The following is a 22,082-nucleotide window of genomic DNA, read 5'->3' as shown; positions in this document are numbered from 1 at the left end:
ATACAATTCCTATTAGTCTCTCTGTAGTAGTTCTTTCAACAGGTCCATCTGTATTTCGATACGACGAACACTATCAGCCAATATCTTGTTTTGTTTTATTAAATCACTGTTCTTTGCTATTAAACGAAGATTTTCTGTCGCTAAAGCTTCGTTTTTTTGTTCAAGTTCTTTGATTTTCGTAGAGCTATTCTTCGCTTCTACTTTTTCGGCTTCGAGCTCCTTAGAAAGCTTAGCCTTATCACTTTTTAACTCTTGATTACTTTTTTCAAGCTCTTCAATGTATTGCTGTTTTTTGTCATTGCTATGTGCAGCCTGTGTTAAACTTTTTTTAACTTCTGAATCAGCACCTTTTGTATCTAATTCAAAGTTGAGTTCTAGAGGGCGCTTCAAATTCATGGGTTAATCCTTAGCAAATAGGCACCGTTGCTTCTTTTCTCTTCTGACGGCAAACCTCTATGCTGAAGAAGTTGATTCCAATCCTGCTGCAGTGCTTTAGTAGCAAGGTTCTCGTTCAGAAAAATGTCTAACTGCAACGCTGACAGCGAGTTTAGTACGGCTGCCAAAGTTGAGTCGTAGTGCGGCCGGTTATGCTCTGACGTGGGGTTCACTACGATAAGTACTTTAGCTTCACGTCCGTCGAATAAATTCGCTACATTAGTTAGTGTCCGAGCACAGTCGTAAAATAGCTCGCTATTATGCTCTGTTGGCACCAGTGGTGCGTATTTTAAATCCACCAAATTCTGCAGACCGTTCTGCTCAATACGCTTTTTAACCGTATTAAACTGCTTCTTCTCATACTCAAAGCTTAAAACTTGTTGCGGTAAGTCAAAATCACTGGTGTCAAAGTCACTATTTGCCGACTTGTTCTCTAATTGCGGACTAGGACTGTGATTATTGATTATTGCATTGGCCAAAAACTCGGTTGACTTTCCTGCACCAAACTCAATAATTAAATCGTAGCTATTTTCTTCAAGCTGTTGCGTGAGAGTAACCGCCGTCACTTCGCTTAGGTTAGAACTATTGTCATTGAGTTCAATCAGGTTGCTACCAAACGTGCGTTCGAGTGATAACCGAGCTTTAAGCTCAGTAACCTGCTGACTTGACGTTTGCGTAATATGTCGACCCAGCGCATTGGTCGCCTGCTCTAACTGCAACCGTTGCTGCTCGAACATATAGTCCATGCGCTCGTTCAGTTTTGCTAACTGATCGTTGTACTTTTCTGCCGCTTCGAGTTTCTTTTGTAATTTGTCGTTTTCGTTTTTGAAGCGTTGGGCGCGGGTTTGCGCTTGTTTGAGCTCTTCAATTTTAGCTTCAGCAGTGTTGACCTGTTCGCTTTTCTCGTTGAGTTTTTGGTCAAGTCCGCTTGCCCATTCTCTCTGCTTTTTATTTTCCTCATTAGCAACATCAAGCTCAGAATTTGTTCTATCAACTTCCGACTGTAGTTTTTCTACCTCCTCTTTGACTTGTGCTATTTCGTTTCCTAGCTCCTTTTCTACTTCGTGATTACGAGCTTCCGCTTGTTTCAATCGCGCTGCCAACTTGCCTTTCTCCGCTACCGCTTCTTCCAGCTGAGTCTGTAAGCTATGCGCCCACTCGGTCTGTTTTTGCTTTTCTTCGTTGGCCTGGCTTACAACCTGCTCTAACTTTTCAACTTTTGTCTGGGCACTATCGGCTTGTTCTGACTTCTCGTTGAACTGTTGTTTGAGTTGCTCGAGCTCCTTACTCGCGTTCGAAGCATTAGCTGCGGCCTCGTCGCGCTCTTCGCTTACCTCTTTGACGCTAGCTTGCAGGTCTTCAATTTGGGCTTCCGCTTTTTCTGCGCGCTCGGCTAACTTGCCTTTCTCCGCTACCGCTTCTTCCAGCTGAGTCTGCAAGCTATGTGCCCACTCGGTCTGTTTTTGCTTTTCTTCGTTGGCCTGGTTTACAGCCTGCTCTAACTTTTCAACTTTTGTCTGGGCACTATCGGCTTGTTCTGACTTCTCGTTGAACTGTTGTTTGAGTTGCTCGAGCTCCTTACTCGCGTTCGAAGCATTAGCTGCGGCCTCGTCGCGCTCTTCGCTTACCTCTTTGACGCTAGCTTGCAGGTCTTCAATTTGGGCTTCCGCTTTTTCTGCGCGCTCGGCTAACTTGCCTTTCTCCGCTACCGCTTCTTCCAGCTGAGTCTGCAAGCTATGTGCCCACTCGGTCTGTTTTTGCTTTTCTTCGTTGGCCTGGCTTACAACCTGCTCTAACTTTTCAACTTTTGTCTGGGCACTATCGGCTTGTTCTGACTTCTCGTTGAACTGTTGTTTGAGTTGCTCGAGCTCCTTACTCGCGTTCGAAGCATTAGCTGCGGCCTCGTCGCGCTCTTCGCTTACCTCTTTGACGCTAGCTTGCAGGTCTTCAATTTGGGCTTCCGCCTTTTCTGCGCGCTCGGCTAACTTGCCTTTCTCCGCTACCGCTTGTTCTAACTTAGCCTGTAAGTTCCGCGCCCACTCTGTTCGCTTATGCATGGCTTCATTAGCATGCTCTAGCTCGGCTTTAACCTCGTCGCGCTCTGCATTGGCTTTTTCTATTTGCTCTTGTGCTTGTTTTAGTTCGTTAGCTTGCTTCCACTCGGTATGACTTAACGCAAAATGCATTTTCGGAAAGTCAGGGTCGTCGACTTCTTCATTGCGAGTGTGGTAGCCATTTCTTAGCAACCAGCTTTTTAGCTCGGCGGTGCTATTAGAATTTTCAAACAATTTGTCGGTTTGCGAGGTAATACACATAAAGTTAAATGTGCATTTATAGGACGACTCCGAAACCGCTTTAGCCAGCGCTACCCCTTGTGCAGGTATATCGATAATCAGTAAATTATCGCCTTCCGTTATATTCAACTGGGCGAGTATCTCTTCCACCGGCGTCGGTGTTACAGACTCGGTATTAAGAAGCTTTAACCCCGGGAACAGTGCGGTAAGCTCGCTAGCTTTATGTATGCCATTAAACTCGGCCAGGTTGTAGTTATACCAGGTCACTTTTTCCGCGTTAGTGGCGACCACTTTTTGCTGAACGTCTATAGATACACCCTGCTCTTGCAAACTTTCGCTGACTTCAGTGAGCTGTTGGGTGTTATTTTCGTCGCCGTCTATAACGCTCCAGTGCTTTGCCGTTAAGCTTTGGGCGAGTTGCTTAAGCTCTTCACCTTGGCCTGCGCCAATGTAGACAATATGTTCAAATGCTACGTTACTGAATGGGTGCGTCATATGCTGTTTATTCCGGGTTAACTTTAGTATTTATTCGTAATTGCTTAATAAGGCTTGGGCATGCGTGCTTCGTCTTTGCCATGCAGCTCGTAATGCAGTAATGGGTTTGTACCTTCGGCTGCTACATCGGGGTTCGCCTGAAGGTAAAACTCGCTATTAAAACTGTCGCTTGGGTTGCGCCCTTCAAAGCCGCCAAAACGCAAATAATGCTCGGCGGGGTCTATTTTTTCTTTTGCTATGTCGGGGTAGGTCTGCAAGTACCAGTTGGCGTCAAAGTATATCGACTGGGCAATAAGGTCGCGGTGCTGCTTAGCAAGGCCATTGCTTTTGTTCTTTTTTACCAAGCCGAGACGCCGTTTTATTCGGTAAAACAGCGAACGCTTTGGCTGCTGTATTGTTTGTGGAGCGTCACTTTTGTCGGCGACCAGCGCTATGTCGTTGTCGTTGGGCGTGCCGGTGCTTTTTTTCAGCTGAGTTATGCTGTGTTGTTGCTCTGCGCATTGCTTTTGCGCGTCTTGATACTTAATAAAGTAGTTTTCCAACTCTTCTTGCACTTGCTGCAGTTGCAACAGCAGTAGTTCGTTTTCTTCTTCAACTTCTTTTAGCTTTTCGGGTTGCTCTGGTACAACAGCTTTAGCGTCGGCGGCTTCTTTTTTCAGAGATTCAACTTGAGTGGTTAACTGTTTATTCTGAGCGTTAAGTTGCTCTAGTTCGCTTTTAAGTTCACTTTGTTGCCGCTCCAGCTCCTGCGCTTTCTCGTCTTTCTGTTTTAATTCGCCTTCATGGCCTTTACTAAGCTGCTGCTTACTAATAAAGGTGGTTTCAAGCTCTTCTTGTACTTGCTGCAGTTGCAGTAGCAGTAATTCGTTTTCTTCTTCTATTTCTTTTAGTTTTTCGTGCGCCGCTTTTGCCTCTGCTTCAGCGTCTTTCGCTTTTGCGTCGGCCTTTACCGCTTCGGCTAGTGCTGACTCGGCGTCAACCTTTACCTGGTACGGCTGTTCTTCTAGTTGCAGAGTTAACGCTTCAAGGCGGTCTAACCGCGATATAATACCAGGGTTTTGCAGCACTATTTGGTGCCCGGCCATAAGCACTAAGTCACTGGGTTGAGCATTAAAACCGGCTAATGCACTTGCAGCTATGCCAGTCTGCTCTTCCAGGCTAACAGATTGCGCTAAGGCATTTTGAATGCATATAAGGCGAATACGACGCCGGTTTTTACGTTGTATATTCAGTATGTCGTCAATGCGCGCTAACCAGTCATTACAGGCAGTTTGGGCGTCTACCCCATTGCTTAGCTTATTAGCAATGTAAACGCTGGGGTCACTGTAAAACACATATACTGTGCCGCTTTTCTCGCTCAGTTGCTGAGTTATGTGGTCTTTGGTAACGGCGGTTTGTTGCTCATTAAATACATGAACGCTGTTAATCGTTGTTAGGTTGTCGGTCATGTCCTGCCTGTTCCGTTTACAAATTTAATACGTTAAGTAAGCGCCGATTAACGTCGCGCACATTAAACCGTTGCTCTGCCATTGCACGGCTAGCATACCCCATGCTCTGTAACTTGTCAGGGTGACTGAGCATTTTCAGTACGGCGTTTTCCAGCGCATTGGTGTCGTGCCGTGGCACCCGGTACCCGTTAATGCCGTCTTCGACGGTTTCTTTGCAGCCTGGGCCGTCGGTTGTAATAACAGGGCGCCCTATAGCTAAGGCTTCCTGTGTGCTGCGCGGCAGCCCTTCACGATAATACGAAGGCAGCACAAATACACTACTGCTTTCGATATAGGGCACAACGTTTTCAACATGCCCTACGTAGTCGATAATACCTTGCTTTACATAACGTTTCAGCTCGGGCAGTGAAACACCCTGCTTAGCAGTAGCGCCACCAACCACTTTAAACAACACGTCGGGGTGCTTGGCTTTTACCCGCTCGGCTACCCCTAAAAAATAGCGGATGCCTTTTTCGTCTAATAACCGTCCTACAAACACGAAGGTAAGAGGCTTTAACGGCACCGGCGAACATTGGAATTGCTCTAAACACACGCCTATACCACCTAAAATCACGGTGTTCGGCATGTCGACTTTGCACTGCTCTTTTAAGTCTTGTTTGTCGTCTTCGTTAAGCACTATTAATGCCGTACTGCGCGGCAATACCATGCGAAACAGCCAGCACTGTACTTTTTTAACAGCGCGCATTTTTAGGGTTAAGCCGTTTGGGCCTACGGTAAAAGGCTTGCCTAAGCCTTCAATTTTGGCAATGCGCTGTGGTACGCGCGCTAGCCAGGCCGCCAGTGTTCCGTATATGGCCGGTTTCGCGAAATAACAATAACTTAAGGTAATGCGATGCTTTTTATAGGCCCTATATAACTGCCACAAGGTCTTTAAGTCGGCTAACGGGTTTGCCGAGTAACCGTTAAGCGAAAATTTTACCGGTATAAAGCCCATTTCACGAATTTTTAGCTCGCTGGACGTGTCGTAGTCAATGGCAAAGGCGTAAACCTTATGGCCTTTGGCGGCTAATTCGCGCATAAGCTCGCCGCGAAAGCCCAGCATAACGTTTACTTCTTTGCCGACAAAGGCGATGTGCTGTGGTGTCGCTTGACTCATACCGTTTACCGCTTGGCGTTCAGCAGCTTGCGTACTGACTTTTTCAGCAGTGTGCCTGGTAGAGCTACTGCCTTTGCAATAAGGGTGCTTTGTTGCTGGCGTTGTTTCTGTAAACATGCAATGACTTGCTCTGGCGTAACACTTTGGCTGCCACTGTGCGCCAGCCGATACATAGGATAATGAATTAGGGCCGCAGCGACCAGTTCGCTTAGCTCTAATGTTCGTGTGCGTCGCGGTTGCGGATTGTAGTCTGTTGTTAAACCCCAGCCGCTGTAAAATGGCTGCCCATAGCAATGCACTTTTTTCCCGCGTATCAGCGCTTCAAAACCACTTAACGAGGTTAAGGTATGCACCTCGTCGGCGGCGGCAAACACCTGATTAATACTGGCGCTGGTTACGTAGTCGTCACATAGCTGTTTTGTACGCTCTTCGCCTTGCCCGGCCGCTCTGGCACCGGCAACTACGTCGGGGTGCGGTTTGTAAATAATAAAGGCGTCGGGGTTTTGTTCGCGTACTTGCTGCAACAAACCCATATTGGTTTTTATAACCGGCGAGCCCAGCTGTATGCTGGCGTCACTTTCTACCTGACCGGGCACTAAAATAATGCGCTTATGGGTGACCGGTGGCTGCCAGCTGTTGCTGCCGGTGTTGTATTTATTCACACCCGTGGTGTTCAGCTGCTGAATTAGCGCTTTAGCCCGGTGTTTGTCTTTGTCGGTAAAGCTGCCGTTTTGTAAAAGGTGCTCTAGGTCTGACGACTGGGTTGCGTCAAAGTAAAGGCCACGGCTGTCGACCACCCAAGAGCAAGGACGGGTAAATTCAGCACCCAACCCTACGGAGCGAAGAAAACCGTCTTCTACTCTGTATACCTTTACTTTATTGTTGAACGCGCTTTGTGGTGTTTGCAGGCCCCATATTAATGCGCTGGCTCCGGCTGGTACCTGGCTTGGTTTGGCCACAAATTGCGGCTGCAAATAGCCGAAAAACTGTTGCCAGCTGGGTTTCCAAAAGCGCTTTACGCCAACAATGTAAACCGGCGGCTTAATGCTTGTGATCACGTACTATGGCGCGCGCTAGGTGAATAATGGCCGTAATAAATACGGTAAACAGCAAAAACACCATAAAGTTATAGGTGCGGTCTGGCTTGGTGGAATATTCCGGCAGCGTTGGAAACTCTAATATCGATATTTGTTTTAGTTTTCGGGCGGCTTCAATGCGTGTACTTTCCAGTGCAGTAAGTGTGTTGGTGTAAAGTTGAAGCGCAAATTCGGCACGCAACTGCAGGGTTTCAAACTCCGCAGAGGTTTCATTTAAGGCAGTACCGGTTTGGCTGGCCATTTTGTCTTGTTCAAGCTGAGTTTGCTGCTCTAACGAACGAATTTCGCGGGACAACCGCATTACTTCCGGTGAAGTTTCGCTTTGATAGTCGAGCAATGCCTTTTTGCGCGCTTCTAATGCGGCGATTTGCGCTTGCAATTGCGACACCGTAGTAAAAATAGCTTGTACGGTTTGTGTGGGCGACACTAACCCATTTTCGTTCTGAAACTGCAGCATTTTTTCGCGCGCTGCAAATAAGCGCTCTTCCGCTTGTTTTGCCTGCTGGTCTATGAACTCAACTTGCTCTTCAGCCAAGCGCTGCCCCATGCGGTTCATATGTTGCTCACCCTCGTCGAGTAAGACCTGAACTATAGTTTGCGACATTTTTCTGTCGTAGGCTTGCACCTGAATTTTTAGTATTGCTGAGTACTCATCGAACTCGATACTCATATGACTTCGAATGTACTCGTGGAACTTTTCAATGGGAACATCGGCACTGTCGAGCCTGGACCAGGGGTCGATAAAGTCTTGCGAATAGTGACTGCGTAAGTCGAGATCTCGCTGCAGTTTTTTCAGCATCGTCACTGACAATAAGTGGTCGCGCAGCAGTAGCAAGTCGCCCGAGCCCTGGGTACCGCTTAACAGCGATGATATGTTCATGCTGGACATATTCACTTCCGGGCTTTCGAGCACAATGTGCGCTTTGGAAACGTAGCGGTCGGTAGCAATAAGCCCCCAGTAAACAGCAGCCACCAAAATTAAAACCAATGCTATGGCCCAGTGCGGTTGTCGTTTTATTGTCCGTATTAAGGGCGAGTTCAAAGCTATGTCCTCTTATTATCAATTAGGTTTTCTGGGTCGTAGCGGCCCGGTTTCTGTTTTTCATTATAATTGGGCGTTTGACCAATACTTTCATAGTAAGCGTCGAGCGCGTCGTCGAGTTTGTCATACCATATGGCTTTGCCTTCATGCAGAAAAATGCCCGACTGACATAAGTCGCGTAAAATTTTCACCTGATGCGACACCATAATAAGGCTGGAACGGCCAATGCGGTCCTGAAAGGCCTGGGTTGCCTTGTTTTTAAAAGTAACATCGCCTACGGCGGTCGCTTCGTCGGACAAGTACACGTCAAAGTCAAAGGCCAGAGACAACCCAAACGCCAGGCGTGCCTTCATACCGCTAGAGTACGTGGCTATGGGTTTATCAAAGGCTTTGCCTATTTCTGCAAAGGCTTGTACTTCTTCAATAATGTCGTCGACGTATTTATTACCACCCTGTATGCGGCTAACAAACTTGACGTTCTGACGGCCTGTCATAGATGGCTGAAAGCCGCCACTTAAGCCTATTGGCCAGGAAATACGGCAGCGTTCAATAATTTCGCCTTTGTCGGGCGCGTCCATGCCGCCTATCATTCGCAGTAGTGTAGACTTACCCGCGCCGTTTTTGCCAACAATGCCCACCGATATGCCCCGGGGTATGGTAAAGTTAAGCCCTTTTAACACCCAGTCACCGCCAAAGGGGCCGTGGTAACGCTTCCACACATTGCGTGCTTCTATTACTGGCTCTGCAGACATTAGCTTGAGACCATCCGCATTTTATAGCGAACCTGCAACGCCAGCCCAAGTAACAGTGTGCACACGCCCCACTCGTAGACGTAGCTGAGCTCTACGTCCCGCACCATGTGGTAAGTTGAGAAGAAGCTCCCGCGAATAAGCTCAATGGCGTGTAACATGGGGTTATAAAGCAAGTATTCTTGTATGCCGTGCGGCATAAGCTGTATGGGGATCATAACACCGGACAGCAGGTACAGCGGTAATGACACTAGCGCGACAATTTTCGCCGCCTCCGGGAAAAAGGTGACCAATACAGAAAAGCTCATAGCCATACCCAGCCCCAACAATATAACGGCTAGCCAGACTTCTATTGCACCGAGTGGGTCGGCGGGCACCATGTCGAAGCCCAACATCACAAATACGGTTATCATAATTAATGTGACGACGCTGTGCAGTTTGGCTTCCATAGCGCAGCGAATGATCACAGTATCGGTTGGATGCACTTGCCGGTAACAAAACAGCGCTTTATTGCCGTTAATGGCGGTCATGCCGCGGTTCCAAAGTGAACGGAATAAAAAATAAGTGAGTAGGCCAATAACCAGCCAGGGAATAAACTCTGCGCCTGGTACTATGCGGCCTCGGCCAATTAAGTCACGCACCGCAACAAGAAGGACCACATGCAGTATCGGCTCTAAAAACAGCCAAACCGGCGCAAAGCGGTCCTGCGTTAACCGCGCTATGAACTCCCGCATAAACAATGCGGTGTAAACATGCCATGTGACAAGCCACGGCGAGCGCGGTTTTGCCTTGGGGATACTCACGTTATCTCTCGCTTACCGCTTATAAGTCCAGCGCCACTTTGGTCGCTACCGCAATTTGATACAGAATTTGTGTAATAGACTGCGCTAGCTGAACGTTTTTGCTGCTAACCGCTGGTAAAACCAGTATTTCATCGCCCGGGCGCAGTTGAGCGTTGTCAGCATTCACAACTTCGCCATTTTGACGAACAATGAGTATACGGTCGTCGTCGGCTCGGTTAGTGAAACCGCCGGCGCCTTCTATGTACTGGTAAACGTCTTTGTTGTCGACATACACCGCTGACTGAGGCACATAGACTTCACCGCTGACTAATACCGAGTCGGTACGTGCTGGCAGTGTTATGACGTCGCCATGCTGTAAGCGGACGTCGACAAGTTGGTCGTTATTACTGACCACAAGGCGGCCTGAGGGTTTTACGTCGCGCGCTTTTTCCACAAACTGGCTTATGAGTTGCGCTTCCTGCGCTCGTATACTGGCCTCTTCCGCGGTTGACGACGGCGCACCTAAGTAGGTTTGCTCAAGACGATCTAAGCTTTCTTCCAGGGCTTTCTTTTGACGCTCGGCAACGCTTTGACGTCTTATGGATATGTTTTTGTAGTCGGTTTCTTTAGGGTCAATAGAAACCGTGTTTAAAAACTCCATTAAGCGAGCGTTTTTCGGTAAGACAAAATACGATTGTCCGAGGTACTTACCTTCCAGCTGCACCACAATTTGCTCGGGGCGTTTGTCAGCAAAAAAGGCAATTTCGTCGCCGTCTTTTACCGGTACATTTTCAAACTGAGACAAAGTGACATAATCTGCCACGGGGCCGTTGTTGCGAGTACCCACTAACAACGCGTGTGAAACGCCGGCTTTAAGTTGAGACAAGTTTTCAATGTCTTTACCGGTGGCTACTTTTTCTTCCAGTTCGTAATGATACGAGCGCCCGACGTCACCATAAACCGTTACTTTAGAACCTCGCTCATGAACTAATAGCGTGTCGCCCTCTTCAAGCTGCGGCTGCTTGAGGGTGCCTTTTGTCAAAAAGCTATAAAGGTCGAACTGTTTAATGACTTTGCCGTCTCTTATCAGGTCAATTTGGCGATAAGAGCCCAGTTCGTTATCTATGCCCGCGGCCTGGTCCAGAAAATATAAAACTGAGTCGCTTGGAACCCCTGCGTAACGCCCTGGTTTATTGACATACCCCGTAACCATAACCGCAACCGGCTGTATGCCCTGCACGTTGGTGTACACTTTTACGTCACTGGAATACACCGAACGAATAGCGCCTTCAATAACGCTTTTTAATTGCCCGGCTGTGGTGCCTTGCACTTTGACTGGCCCCACCGAGGGAATAAACACATACCCTTGAGCGTCTACCGGTAGTACACTTTCCACTTCGGTGGCACCCCAGACTTTTAGGGTGATTTGATCACCCGGCATAATTTTGTAGCCTGGGTTTAGGCCGTCGCTGCGCAAACCTCTAAAGCCACCGGTAAATAACTCAGCACCAAAGGGTTGAATGGCCTGGCGATCTTCTTCTGACAACATTTCTTCCATAACCGGGCCGTAGGTGCCGGTGCGCCAATTGGTGCGGCTTTGTGTTGGAAGTTGTTGACCCGAGGCTAAGGGAGATTGGTTTGCCTGACTGAACACTTGAGGGTTTGCTGCAGAGGTGTTGGCAGCCGAGCCTTGTTGACTCATTCGCTGCTCGAGCTGTTCGCGCTGTTGTGGAGAAAGGTCAGAAAGGCTTTGAGCTGTTGCTATAACGCTAAATATTAATAAGGTGATGGTGGCTAAAAGTTTTTTCATTGTAGTGCTCTCCCGCTCTCGAGCTGATTAAAGCTGCGGGTTATGCCCCAACGCTCTTCACCATATTCACAGATAACTAACGCGTTTTGCGGTGTCTGTGCTTTGACACAGTCTTTACCGCTTGCAGAGAAGTAACGCTCTTTTACTTGCAGTTCGTACTCCTGGCGGTTTGTATCGACAACATTAAGTACTTCACCCACTTCGGCAAATTTTACTTTTTCCGTGCTTTGGGGGGTTAAATAGTTAATGTTCTCAGCACTATGCCAGCCACTGTTACTGCCTGGGGTTGTGCTACAAGCTGCCGCACCGAGTAAAACCGAGAGACTCGCCACTGCGTATTTTAGTGTTTTTATTTTCATAACTTGTTTTGCCTGCCAGTAAGTTGTCAGCGTTTAGGCACGCTACCGCCCTTGGGATGCTGCTCCCAATAGGCAGATAAAGTCCTTTTATTTTTAGCCTGTCGTCATTCTACCTAGCAGACACAGTCTTATCTAGGAAAAGTCATAAAAAAGCCGCGCTAATTGCTTAGCGCGGGCAAAGTTTCAACAACCAAGTAATAATTAATGACTAAGGTCGTCAGGGCTTGTCTCATAGTTAGGGCGCATCAGGCTACGGGGAATAGCCTGATGCGTTTTCGGTTACTAGGTACTACTGTTAGTGTTTGGGTGCCGGGTTATTATTGAATCGCGGCAAGAAGCCGATGCGTTCAATGTCTCCAGCAGCACGTGCGGAAGCTGCTTTGCTGGCCGAGGCTTGACCCATATCCGGATTGCTTAAGTCGCCCGGTAGGTTGCGTAGCTCCATCATATTAACGCGAGGCTGTACCCAGGTGCGTGACACATCGACCGTGCCATTACCCAGCTCGAAGTCCTCGAATTCATACTCTAGAACATACACCCAGCCGTCTTCCGTTTCATGCAGCAGGTGCCAGCGACGTACCATACAGTCTTCAGACAGCTCCCAAGAAACACATCGCGCAGCTCTTTCAATGTCCAGAGTCTGGCCATTGTCAGAGAGGTACCAGTTGGTGTCGGTATAAGTTGCTGTCAATATAGCCGGGTCGTTGATACACCAGCCTTCGTCATCGACTTCGTTGCACCAAGTGCTCACGTTGTAACCAGTGGTCCCTTGCTCAAACTGCCATCCAAAGTAGTAGTCCAGTAAAGGCCTGCCCGACTCCTGATCCCAGGTTTCTTTTGGCCAACTATTAATATGACCAAACCACAGTTCATTTGCGTCGGTTAGAATATCGTCCGCCACCGCTGCTATTTCCGGATCTTGTTTAACGACACGATTATAGCTTGCGACAATGTTGCCATCAGAGGTCTCGGCCGCCATTAGCGCCCCATAAAGACCACCAATTTGGTTAAATACCTCGACGGTTTGTTCGACGTCACCATAGAACATTTCGACGGTGCCATCAGAAAGCTCCCAGGTACCCTCAACACCGGTATACAGAGCACTGAAGGTTCCATCTTCGTTAAAAGCAACCATGTCGGAGGCGAACTGTAGGGAGCCGTCTTCGCTCGCAAACTCACCCAGCACGTTAACGGCCCATGTGCCCACTACGTCTTCCTGTGTTACCGGAATAAGCTCTAAGCTATCGCCATTTAAATAAACGGTACTAGGAGTATATGTATTTTCACCAGGAGGAATTTGGTAAGTTTCACCTTCCCACTCAAGAGGCTCATACGTAACCGTTTGGGTGTACTCTTCGCGAATACTGTCTTGACGGTTACCCTTGGTAATAACTTTAAAGCGCTTACCGTTTTCAGTATAAGTGGCTTGAACCTGGGCTCTGTCCGCCGCTTCATAGGCTGCTCTAATATCCGGGTCGTCAGTGACATTATGGACAGACAAATAGCTCGTAAATTGAACAGGGTTTTCGTACGTCAAGACATAGTACCCGTCCTCATCAATCTCCCAGGTAAATGCGGAGTTGCTTTGATCGGAATAAACGGGCGAAACCACCATGCCACTGCCGTCGCTCTCAAATACCAGCACTTCATAAGAACGACTGACAAAACCCGGCTGAGTTGGCGATGTTGCCATGTAAAATGACGGCGGCGTTGGGTTTTCTTCCTGCTCGACAAGCTCTGGGTCATTAACAATTTCGTCAACTACAGCGTCAAGTGCTTCGGGGTCTGTTGCTTTAACGTCTTCAACATAGGCGTTGTATGACTCTTTATTTTGCACCAGATCTAACACACTTTCTGTGTCTTCAGGCAACGAGAAATTTTCGTTGTCAACAATCAGCTTAATAACTGCCGATACTTCTAACAGTTCGTTCGGGTCGACCGCTTCTTGAGCAACACTGAGGGCTTCTTCGTCTGCTGGTGCTTCACCACCATTGGCTTCTCTCATGAGTGTGTAGCTCGCGGTTGTAACGTTAGTGACGTTAGTGCCTGGCGCTTCTGAGCGCTCTAGAACACCATCGTCGCCCGCAGCTTGGGCAAGCGTTGCCATTGACTGAAGAGCACTGACAAGCTCGACATGATCCTGATTATTCTCTGCTGAGCCTTGTGCCATTATGGTCAACAGCTCAGCACCTTCTGAAAAGGTTACGTCTAATGAGTAAACGCCGTCTTCGTCGGCTTCGGCAGTGTATGTTTCTCCGCCTAAAGTGACTGTGACTGTTGCGTTAGCAATGGGTGAGTCAACAACCTTACCGGAGATGCTAACGGTTTGTTGAACCGTGATGCTGACATCGGCTGATGCTTCGTCTTCGCCGTCACTTATGGTGTAAGTGAACGAGTCGGAGCCGGTATAGTCGTCGTTAGAGGTGTATAGAATGACGTCGCCGTCAATGGTTGCGGTACCGTTTTCAGGCTCTGAAACATCGATAATTTCGAGTGCGTCACCGTCGGCGTCGGTGTCGTTTTCGAGAACATCAATGCTTAGCTCTGTTGCAGTTTCTGCAGTTACTTCGTCGTTGACTGCTTCCGGAGCGGTGTTGCTGGTATCGCCGCCTCCGTCGCCACCACCAGAGCCTGTGTCATTATCGCTGTCACTACCGCACGCAGCGAGTGTAAGCGCTGCGCCGAATAATAATAAATACGAGTATTTCATGGCTTGTTCCTAGTTATTGTCCATTTTTATTACCCGCACCACCGCTAAAAGCAGTGGTCCGAATAATAGAAACTAGGAAAGAACGTAAAGAAGGTCAACGAAACCTTTACAAAATATTTACAAATCTTTTACACCCGACGTCAATTGACGTGGAGGTTACACCGTCATCCGTTTTATAACCGCATCGGTACTTTGGTCAAATGATTCTTTACTGTCACCGTCTAATACTCGCAATACATCGACGGCAATTTTCTTACCTTTTTCGACGCCCGGTTGGTCAAAGCTATTTAAGCCCCAGATAATGCCTTGCGTAAACACCTTGTGCTCGTACGCAGCTAACAAGGCACCGAAACTTTCTGGTGTCAGCTCATCCATTATGAGCAAATTCGACGGGTGCCCACCTGGGTAGTGGTCGCGTGGTGATTCGGTATTTTCACTGCCTTCCCACAGTAGCCTGCGATGCGCCAGACAGTTCGCAACGGCTAAACGTTGTTGCTCTGCTAAGCCTTCCTGAACGGCTGGTTCAAAGCCTGGTGCTTCGCGCTTCAATACGGTAACAAAGTCGGCGGTAAATTGATCGTAGCCCTGGTGCAAATGTTGGAAAAACGCATGTTGTCCGTTAGGTCCAAAACCGCCCCAAATAATAGGGCCAGTTGGGTAATCTATCGCTTTATTGTCTGCCGTTGACTGTTTACCGTTACTTTCCATGTCCAGCTGTTGCAGGTAGTTGGGCAACATACGCAAGCGACCGTCGTACGGCAAAATCGCCAAGTTATTAATGCCCAGCTCTTCACGGTTATACACACCATAAAGCGCCAGCAACATAGGCAAGTTGTCTTCGGCCGGCGCTGTGAAAAAGTGCTCGTCCATAGCTTTGGCGCCTTCCAGCATTCGCTCAAATGGTCGCACACCAGTGGTCAGCGCTATGCTCAAGCCAATAGCCGACCACAACGAAAAGCGGCCGCCAACTCCTTCACCAAAAGTAAACTGCTGCGCAGGTGGAATACCGTAGTCGGTCATAGCCTGGGCGTTCGCCGACACACCTATTACGTGTTTGTCCAACCACTGCTCCTGGCTTAACGCAGGCTCTATCCAGCGGCGCACAGTATCGACATTAGCGAAAGTGTCGACAGTGCCAAATGACTTGGACGAAATAATGAATAACGTGGTTTCCGGGTCGACAATAGGTAATACCGCGTATAGTTGCCCACCGTCCATCGATGAGACAAAATGCACTTGTAAGTCATGCAAAACTGCATCATCGGCAAACTCTTTTAACGCAAACGAGCCCATTTGCGGACCTAAGTCAGAGCCACCTACGCCAATATTGACGACATCGGTAATGGGCTTGCCGGTAGAGCCTAACCAACGCCCCGAGCGCAGCTTTTGTATCACGTCCACAAAGCGGGTTTTACGGTTGGTCTGCTTAGCCACTGCGTGAACAGAGCGGCTTAAGGTATGGGTCACCGGGCGGTTTTCACTGACATTCAGATATTCACCACGGCTTAACTGCTTGCGGGCATCATTAAATGATTCCGGTAAGCGTTTTGCAGTTTGTTCAATCAGTTCATTCACTGACAGCTTTTGGTAGCTGGTGTCCAGTGCCAGGTAAGGTCCGTTTTTTATCATTAATTACTTCCGTTTTATATCCGATCAGGCTACGTCCGCGTCGTCACCTTTATCTTCACAAGTTCTGTGTTTATTCCAAATTACATCGCAAATACGATCATCAGTCGGCTGATAGCCCGTAGGGGCTTTCAATAACACCTCTCGTAACTCGTCTATGGCAAAGCGCTGGCAGGTGTCATCTAATTTATTCAATAATGCTTCCATATCATTCCACTCGAGCGAGTGCTCGTTAGCACGCAAAATACGAGGGTGATCACTGGCTTCTACGTTGTCGCCAATCAATAGCTCTTCGTACAACTTCTCGCCTGGGCGTAAGCCGGTGAACTCAATGGCAACATCGCCATGCGGGTTTTCCTCGGTTTTCTCTTCAAGCCCGGACAGGCGAATCATTTTGCGGGCTAAATCGACAATTTTGACCGACTCGCCCATATCCAGCACGAATACCGACCCCGAATGCCCCATAGTCCCCGCCTGAATAACCAACTGTGCAGCTTCAGGTATGGTCATAAAAAAGCGGGTTATATCGGGGTGCGTAACCGTTACTGGCCCGCCTCGTTCAATTTGCTCTTTAAACAGAGGTACAACCGAGCCGGACGAGCCCAGCACGTTGCCAAAGCGCACCATGCAAAAACGCGTGTCTGCTTCGCGCAACGCTAACGCCTGCAAGACCAATTCCGACAAGCGTTTTGTGGTGCCCATGACATTGGTAGGCCTGACCGCTTTGTCAGTAGAAATAAGCACAAACTGTTTAACACCGGCGGCAATAGCTGCCTCGGCGGTATGCCAGGTGCCAAACACATTGTTTCGCACACCCTCAACCATATTGTATTCGACAAGCGGCACATGCTTATAAGCCGCCGCATGGTAGACAGTATCGACAGAGAAAGTCTTCAGTACTGTTTCAATGCGGTTACGTCGCTGTACTGTACCAATGACAGGTATCACTTCTGCCCCAATGCCCTGATGCCGACAAATGTGCATGAGTTCGCGTTCAATTGCGTAAAGCGCAAATTCAGAAAGCTCGTAAAGCACTAACGCTTTGGGGCGCTGTTGCAGTATTTGCCGGCACAACTCAGAGCCTATAGAGCCCCCGGCACCGGTCACTAACACCGTCTGTCCGGTTATGTGCTTTTCCATTAACTGCGGCGCCGGCGTTACCGGGTCGCGACCCAGCAGATCTTCCACTCGAACATCCTGAAGCTGGTCAATGGCCATTTCGCCGTTCACCATGTCGGACATACCCGGAACCGTTTGCACCTTAACCGGCAGCATTTCTAAACCTTCTAAAATTTGCCGGCGGCGCGAGCGTGGAGTGCTCGGTAACGCTAACAGTATACGTTGTACGTCACACTCTTTGACTGCCCTTTGAATGTTCTTCGGGCTCACTACTTTTAGCCCAAGAACGGAGGTGTTCTGTAAACCAGCATCGTCATCTATGAACATAACAGGATGAAATTCGTCACCGTTGGTTAGCGCTTGCGCTAATTGACGCCCGGCCGAGCCTGCGCCGTATATCATAACGCGGTCTTTTTTACGGCTAACCGCCCGCTGATACCCTTCTCTTACTATAAGACGGCTGCCTCCTGTTAAAAGGAAGGCAATAAGTACATAGTTCACAATAGCCGCAGCAGGTAGCGCAATTCCCATCCATATGGCTCCAAGGAACAACAAAACACCGCTAAACAAAGCTGTCGCAAAAACAAGGCTGAGTATTTTAAAGCCTACATACCTTACAACGGCTCTATACAAGCCCATACGTATGTAAACCAGTAGTGTTACGCAAAGAACTATGCTTCCTAATAGCACCCACTGTGACGGACGAAGCGGCAGAATTGCGTCGAAACTCAATAAGTACGCACACAGCATGGCTATGGCAATCGAGAAAGTATCGACTGTCAGGCCAATGCCACGCTTAAAATTACGTGGCAACTGCATAAGCACTTTAAATGGTTTCAACGTTAGTTCCTTCTATGCACTATTAGCGGTTATAAAATGGCGCTCTGTCGTCCGTTATACCATACAGCGTGGACTGTCTTTGTAATTGTTGCCCACCATTTCGCATAAGCGGTGTCCAGGAAATACCGACACGCTCACGTGACGGTCGCACGCTCATTAGGTCAAACGGGATATTAACAAAAAAGCCTTTGGTAAAGCTTCCTTCACCATACTCTTCTGACGAGACATTAGTAAAAGCAGCGAAGGCTCCAACAGTCACTCCGCTGTCAAAGCGCTTTTGCACTGTTACATTAACGCCTTTGTCACCCGCCAGGAATTGACCCGCATCGAGCTGAACCATTGTATCGGACAACCATGGCATCTGGTAATAGACGCTAGCAAATCCGGTTGTGACTTCATAGTCTAAGAAGCCACTACCGCCGGTAAAGTTGCGCTGACGAACCCGGTTTACGTTCACACCAAAGGCCCAGGGACTATCAATAGGTCGGTATAAAACTTCACCACCAATACCACCAAACATACGCTCTAAGTAACCGGCATAGGCCATTGAAAACCAGTCTTGCCCTAGTCGTTTAAAGTACGTTAGCTGTGCCGTTTCCAACCACACATCATTGCGCACATAGCGGCGTATATTTGTACGTACCTCAGGTAGCTCTGAAGGACCACCACCTAAGAAGTTAAACTCGTCGTAGTTGGTTGCCAGGTTAAATCCGGCTTCACCAAATAACTCGAGGTTCTCTGTTAACCAGCGACGACCAAACGCATAAACGCCTAACTGATACGTATAGAAGTTCTCGGGGCTACCGAAGTCTTGTTGTAAAAACGGCTTTAACCCATAGCCCGTACTGAAGTCGTAATCGGGGTTTAGCATCCAGTTCGAGTCGTCCTCGGACGGCATGTCCGGAGAATCTAACCGAGCAAATAACTCTGCGGTTTCATCGACGTCTTTACCTGGCTCTGCGTTGTTAATACGGCGTTTAAACGTATCTGCATCTACCTTTGTATTAACGTTCGGGTCAAATAAGGTCATATCGACCATATTGTATGTCTTGACGGACTCGGGTAGTTCCGCCGCCATAATGCGCGCCGCTCTGTCGTACGCTTCATCGCTATCGCGGTAACGACGGTGATGCGCAAACATCGTCACTTCTTCATCATTGTTTTTATAAAAATGAGCTGCACTGAAAGCGCCCTGGCGACGCATATCTGAGCTCATGCCTTGCCAGTCAACTCCTGCTAAAGACTCATTAGCTGGCTGCTGCGGCGGCGTTCTGTCTTTCTTAACTTTTATTTGATCCAGCGTATTAAAGTTAGTGCGTAAGTTAACGTTAAACATAAGCGTGTTTCCCCGCTCGTAACTTAACTGAAAGTCAAGCCAGTCGGTAACCTTGTAGTTGGCGCCAAAGTTCCAGCGGCTGTCTGGCTTAATTGTTACACCAGGTCTATCGGTACTGTAATCGTTACCTTCGTACTCGACTTTTAAGCTCAGAGGCTCCCATGGTGTTTGGTACTCAACACCACCGAAAAACGCTGCTTCACCGGTGAACCAACGGTCGGCGTCAACGGTTCCACCTTCGCCGCCAAATCCACCTTTACGTTCGCAAAATTCGTCAGAAACCTCACAGAAAGGGTTAGAGACATCATCATATGTTCCAAGCCGGCCAAAGCCCAGACCCAGGCTCACATCTAAAGGCCCAAAGCGTTTGTTTGCCACGACAAACTCGGAGTCAAAATAACCCGTTCCGGAAAAGTCTCTGAAACCGGCGCTAACTTCTGGCAACCAGTAACCTTCTTTCCACAAGCGGAACTTAATATCAAAGCCCTTATCGGTGTATATTGTATCTCCGCTAAAGTCTGGCACATTGCTGTACTTTTTATTGGGCATGCGGTTGTAGAATGCGGTTGCTTCTAACCAGGGTAAAACCTGCATATTGACCGTGTAGCGGTAATACTCTTGCATGTCTGAGTAAGAAAGCGCCACTTCACCTTCCTCGGCCATGCGCGCTGTCGGGTTCTGCATTAACCCGACAGAACCAAAGTTGTTGTAACTTGGAGAGAGATCCTGACGAGACCAATGCCAGTCTGACGTGGGTTCAGAAGAAACGGTATACAACGGTGTGTTGGTGGTGGTCTGCACAGACTCATCCGACACAAAGTTTTTTAATAACGCCGTTATGTCATTATTTAAACTCTCGAATTTAGGCGGTAGTTGGTTACTTTCAAAACCCAGCCAAAGAATATCCCCTGCAGCCAACTCTGTATCGTCTTGTTTAAAATAGGCCCAGTTGGCCTTTACTTCCTCATCGACCGTTATTTTAGATGCCGTTGTCTTATTATAAGCACTAAGTAACCCATGTTTGTCCTCTATGCTCTGCAGCCAGTTCGCCAAGGTTTTTCCTGAATAAAATTGATATTTACCAGGCTTACCCACCAAACCATATACGTACACATAGTCTGGGCGCTGCGAAACAACTAACTCGTATTCACCAGCCGGCAACAGCGGGTTATGTGCCAACTCTTGTCTCGCCTGTTCAATACTCAAACCGCCCCAATACTGCTTACCTAACCGCCAAGTACTTATTTGAGCTTTTAATAATTCGGCGGCTTCTGCTTTTCCCGTTTCGCGGCGGCTATGCCAGTACGAAGCGAGCTCATCCAGCTGCGCCATAACTTGTCGCTTATCACTTTGTAGTTGTTCATTTTCATGAACGCTCACCAAACGCACACTTGGCCAGTAAGTATTTACCAGCATTCCTTGATCTTCCATTGCGGACAATGCCTGCTGTAATCTGACTGGCCCTTCAAACTCTATGCTTTTGGTCTCAGTTGCATTAGCAAGGGAAGTGCCAAACGCGGTTGCGGCAAGCAAAGCAGAAACGAACAACGTATTCTTCATAAAAAAGCTCATTTTTCAGTATTTTCAGAGGGAGTGTAGTCGCGACCTATCCAGGTAACCTGAGTTAGCATTAGCTTAGGTGTATTAGGAAACACTTGCTGTTCGCTTTTTACAACATGCCCGTCTTCTTCAATCCAGTATTTATTAACAAAAGACTCTTTAGTCAGTACAAAGTGCCCTTTTTCCGTTACTTCAGTTGCTTTAACAGAGCCAAAAGGCATATTTAAAACGGTTTGCTCACCCACTCTAAACGATGATATTACCTGGCGGCTGACTGTTTCACCGTTAATTCTATAGTCATGATGGCGTTGCCACTTTTTCTTGCAGTTATTTGCATCGGTTACTATACAGCTCAATGGATCTTGATTCTTGTTAGAAACGCTCAGTAAGTTGTCTTCTAACCCTTGAGTTCTTATAACCCGTCCATTCCTTATCACTAGGGTTTCTTTCTCCGCAGTAATGAAGTGCCAGTCATCGGGTTTATCGACGTAGCCGAGTACAATATGCGCCCTAGCCTTACCCTGCCACTGCGCGTACAGAGACGTATAAGGAAAATTTTCAATTTTCTCGGAGGAAAGCTCGGCGTCTTCAGTACTTTTAAATGCATATTCTACTGTCGCACGAACTTCATCGGTCACCGTAGTGCAAGACGACAATAAAATTACGGAGAGAAAAGCAAGCCAGTAACGATACATGGAAAATCTCTTAAGTTATTCGGAATGTTGATAAAAAAATACCGCCAGAAGGCGGTATTTTATCACATGATATTTAAGAAGCTATTGCGAAGCGCTTCGAAATAGCCTACTTAAAACTATTACTGTACTGGAACAGTAATAGTGTAAGTGTTAGTTCCAGTACCAGTCACAGTCACAGTGTGAGTAGGACCTTCTGGCTCTTCCGGCTCATTGTCGTCAACTGCTGGGTTTGAAGAGCTGTCAGAAACAACAGCGATAGTTGCTGCTGCCGCAACACCTGCAAACACCATTGCTTGAGTTGACATGCCGCCGATACCGCTACCAGCAGCTTCGTCACCAGCAGCACCCTGCTGAGCCATTGCTGGTGCAGTCGCTAAACCCAACGCAGCAATAATAGATAATGCTAAAGTTTTCATAAAATTAACCTCACTCCAGAGATATAGATACATGTATCGCTGTAAATAGAAAATATCCGTTTAACAGCAATTTCCATATTATGTTGCTACGCAACAAAATGCAAACAAGATTT

Annotated in this window: 16 protein-coding genes; all 16 read right to left on the bottom strand. The window is 47.8% G+C overall.

The genetic code is table 11. The features are described 5' to 3' along the window. Positions 1 to 12: 12 nt before the first annotated feature. On the bottom strand, positions 13 to 396 hold the full coding sequence (locus CWI73_RS09090; RefSeq protein ID WP_126752485.1) for a hypothetical protein: 384 nt from the start codon (positions 394 to 396) through the stop codon (positions 13 to 15). Then, positions 393 to 3,224, bottom strand: a complete 2,832-nt coding sequence (locus CWI73_RS09085) for a coiled-coil domain-containing protein (protein WP_126752484.1) — start codon at positions 3,222 to 3,224, stop codon at positions 393 to 395. The genes CWI73_RS09090 and CWI73_RS09085 overlap by 4 nt, the downstream gene beginning before the upstream one ends. A gap of 44 nt (positions 3,225 to 3,268) precedes the next feature. Further along, positions 3,269 to 4,672, bottom strand: coding sequence for a hypothetical protein (locus tag CWI73_RS09080; RefSeq protein ID WP_126752483.1), 1,404 nt, complete (start codon positions 4,670 to 4,672; stop codon positions 3,269 to 3,271). 16 nt (positions 4,673 to 4,688) lie between these two features. Continuing rightward, positions 4,689 to 5,945: a glycosyltransferase family 4 protein gene (locus tag CWI73_RS09075; protein ID WP_126752482.1), complete on the bottom strand. Its 1,257-nt coding sequence runs from the start codon at positions 5,943 to 5,945 to the stop codon at positions 4,689 to 4,691. Further along, the gene (locus CWI73_RS09070) at positions 5,834 to 6,886 is read right to left on the bottom strand and encodes a capsular polysaccharide export protein, LipB/KpsS family (RefSeq protein ID WP_126752481.1); all 1,053 of its coding nucleotides are present in this window, start codon (positions 6,884 to 6,886) and stop codon (positions 5,834 to 5,836) included. Before CWI73_RS09070 ends, CWI73_RS09075 begins: the two co-directional genes overlap by 112 nt. Beyond that, positions 6,870 to 7,967: a KpsE/RkpR family capsule polysaccharide export protein gene (locus CWI73_RS09065; protein ID WP_126752480.1), complete on the bottom strand. Its 1,098-nt coding sequence runs from the start codon at positions 7,965 to 7,967 to the stop codon at positions 6,870 to 6,872. The genes CWI73_RS09070 and CWI73_RS09065 overlap by 17 nt, the downstream gene beginning before the upstream one ends. A 2-nt stretch (positions 7,968 to 7,969) precedes the next feature. Continuing rightward, positions 7,970 to 8,719, bottom strand: a complete 750-nt coding sequence (locus CWI73_RS09060; RefSeq protein WP_126752479.1) for an ABC transporter ATP-binding protein — start codon at positions 8,717 to 8,719, stop codon at positions 7,970 to 7,972. Then, positions 8,719 to 9,519 (bottom strand): ABC transporter permease, encoded by an 801-nt coding sequence (locus CWI73_RS09055; protein WP_241968879.1) that lies wholly within the window; start codon positions 9,517 to 9,519, stop codon positions 8,719 to 8,721. The genes CWI73_RS09060 and CWI73_RS09055 overlap by 1 nt, the downstream gene beginning before the upstream one ends. A 19-nt stretch (positions 9,520 to 9,538) precedes the next feature. After that, a complete protein-coding gene (locus CWI73_RS09050) occupies positions 9,539 to 11,308 on the bottom strand; it encodes a polysaccharide biosynthesis/export family protein (RefSeq protein ID WP_126752478.1) in 1,770 nt (589 codons plus the stop codon). Further along, positions 11,305 to 11,667 (bottom strand): hypothetical protein, encoded by a 363-nt coding sequence (locus tag CWI73_RS09045; RefSeq protein WP_126752477.1) that lies wholly within the window; start codon positions 11,665 to 11,667, stop codon positions 11,305 to 11,307. The genes CWI73_RS09050 and CWI73_RS09045 overlap by 4 nt, the downstream gene beginning before the upstream one ends. 295 nt (positions 11,668 to 11,962) lie before the next feature. Then, on the bottom strand, positions 11,963 to 14,377 hold the full coding sequence (locus CWI73_RS09040) for an Ig-like domain-containing protein (protein ID WP_126752476.1): 2,415 nt from the start codon (positions 14,375 to 14,377) through the stop codon (positions 11,963 to 11,965). 156 nt (positions 14,378 to 14,533) lie between these two features. Further along, positions 14,534 to 16,006, bottom strand: coding sequence for a glucose-6-phosphate isomerase (pgi, locus tag CWI73_RS09035; protein ID WP_126752475.1), 1,473 nt, complete (start codon positions 16,004 to 16,006; stop codon positions 14,534 to 14,536). A 24-nt stretch (positions 16,007 to 16,030) separates the two neighbouring features. Next, complete coding sequence (locus tag CWI73_RS09030; protein WP_126752510.1) at positions 16,031 to 17,941, bottom strand: nucleoside-diphosphate sugar epimerase/dehydratase; 1,911 nt, start codon at positions 17,939 to 17,941, stop codon at positions 16,031 to 16,033. A gap of 43 nt (positions 17,942 to 17,984) precedes the next feature. After that, positions 17,985 to 20,858, bottom strand: a complete 2,874-nt coding sequence (locus CWI73_RS09025; RefSeq protein ID WP_241968878.1) for a YjbH domain-containing protein — start codon at positions 20,856 to 20,858, stop codon at positions 17,985 to 17,987. An 8-nt stretch (positions 20,859 to 20,866) separates the two neighbouring features. Beyond that, positions 20,867 to 21,553, bottom strand: coding sequence for a YjbF family lipoprotein (locus tag CWI73_RS09020; protein WP_126752473.1), 687 nt, complete (start codon positions 21,551 to 21,553; stop codon positions 20,867 to 20,869). A gap of 119 nt (positions 21,554 to 21,672) precedes the next feature. Beyond that, a complete protein-coding gene (locus tag CWI73_RS09015; RefSeq protein ID WP_126752472.1) occupies positions 21,673 to 21,969 on the bottom strand; it encodes a hypothetical protein in 297 nt (98 codons plus the stop codon). Positions 21,970 to 22,082 lie beyond the last annotated feature (113 nt).

The sequence above is a fragment of the Idiomarina piscisalsi genome (assembly GCF_003987095.1).
GTDB lineage: Bacteria > Pseudomonadota > Gammaproteobacteria > Enterobacterales > Alteromonadaceae > Idiomarina > Idiomarina piscisalsi.
The sequence above is the reverse complement of the archived record's forward strand: the minus strand, read 5'-3'. Positions and strand labels throughout refer to the sequence as shown.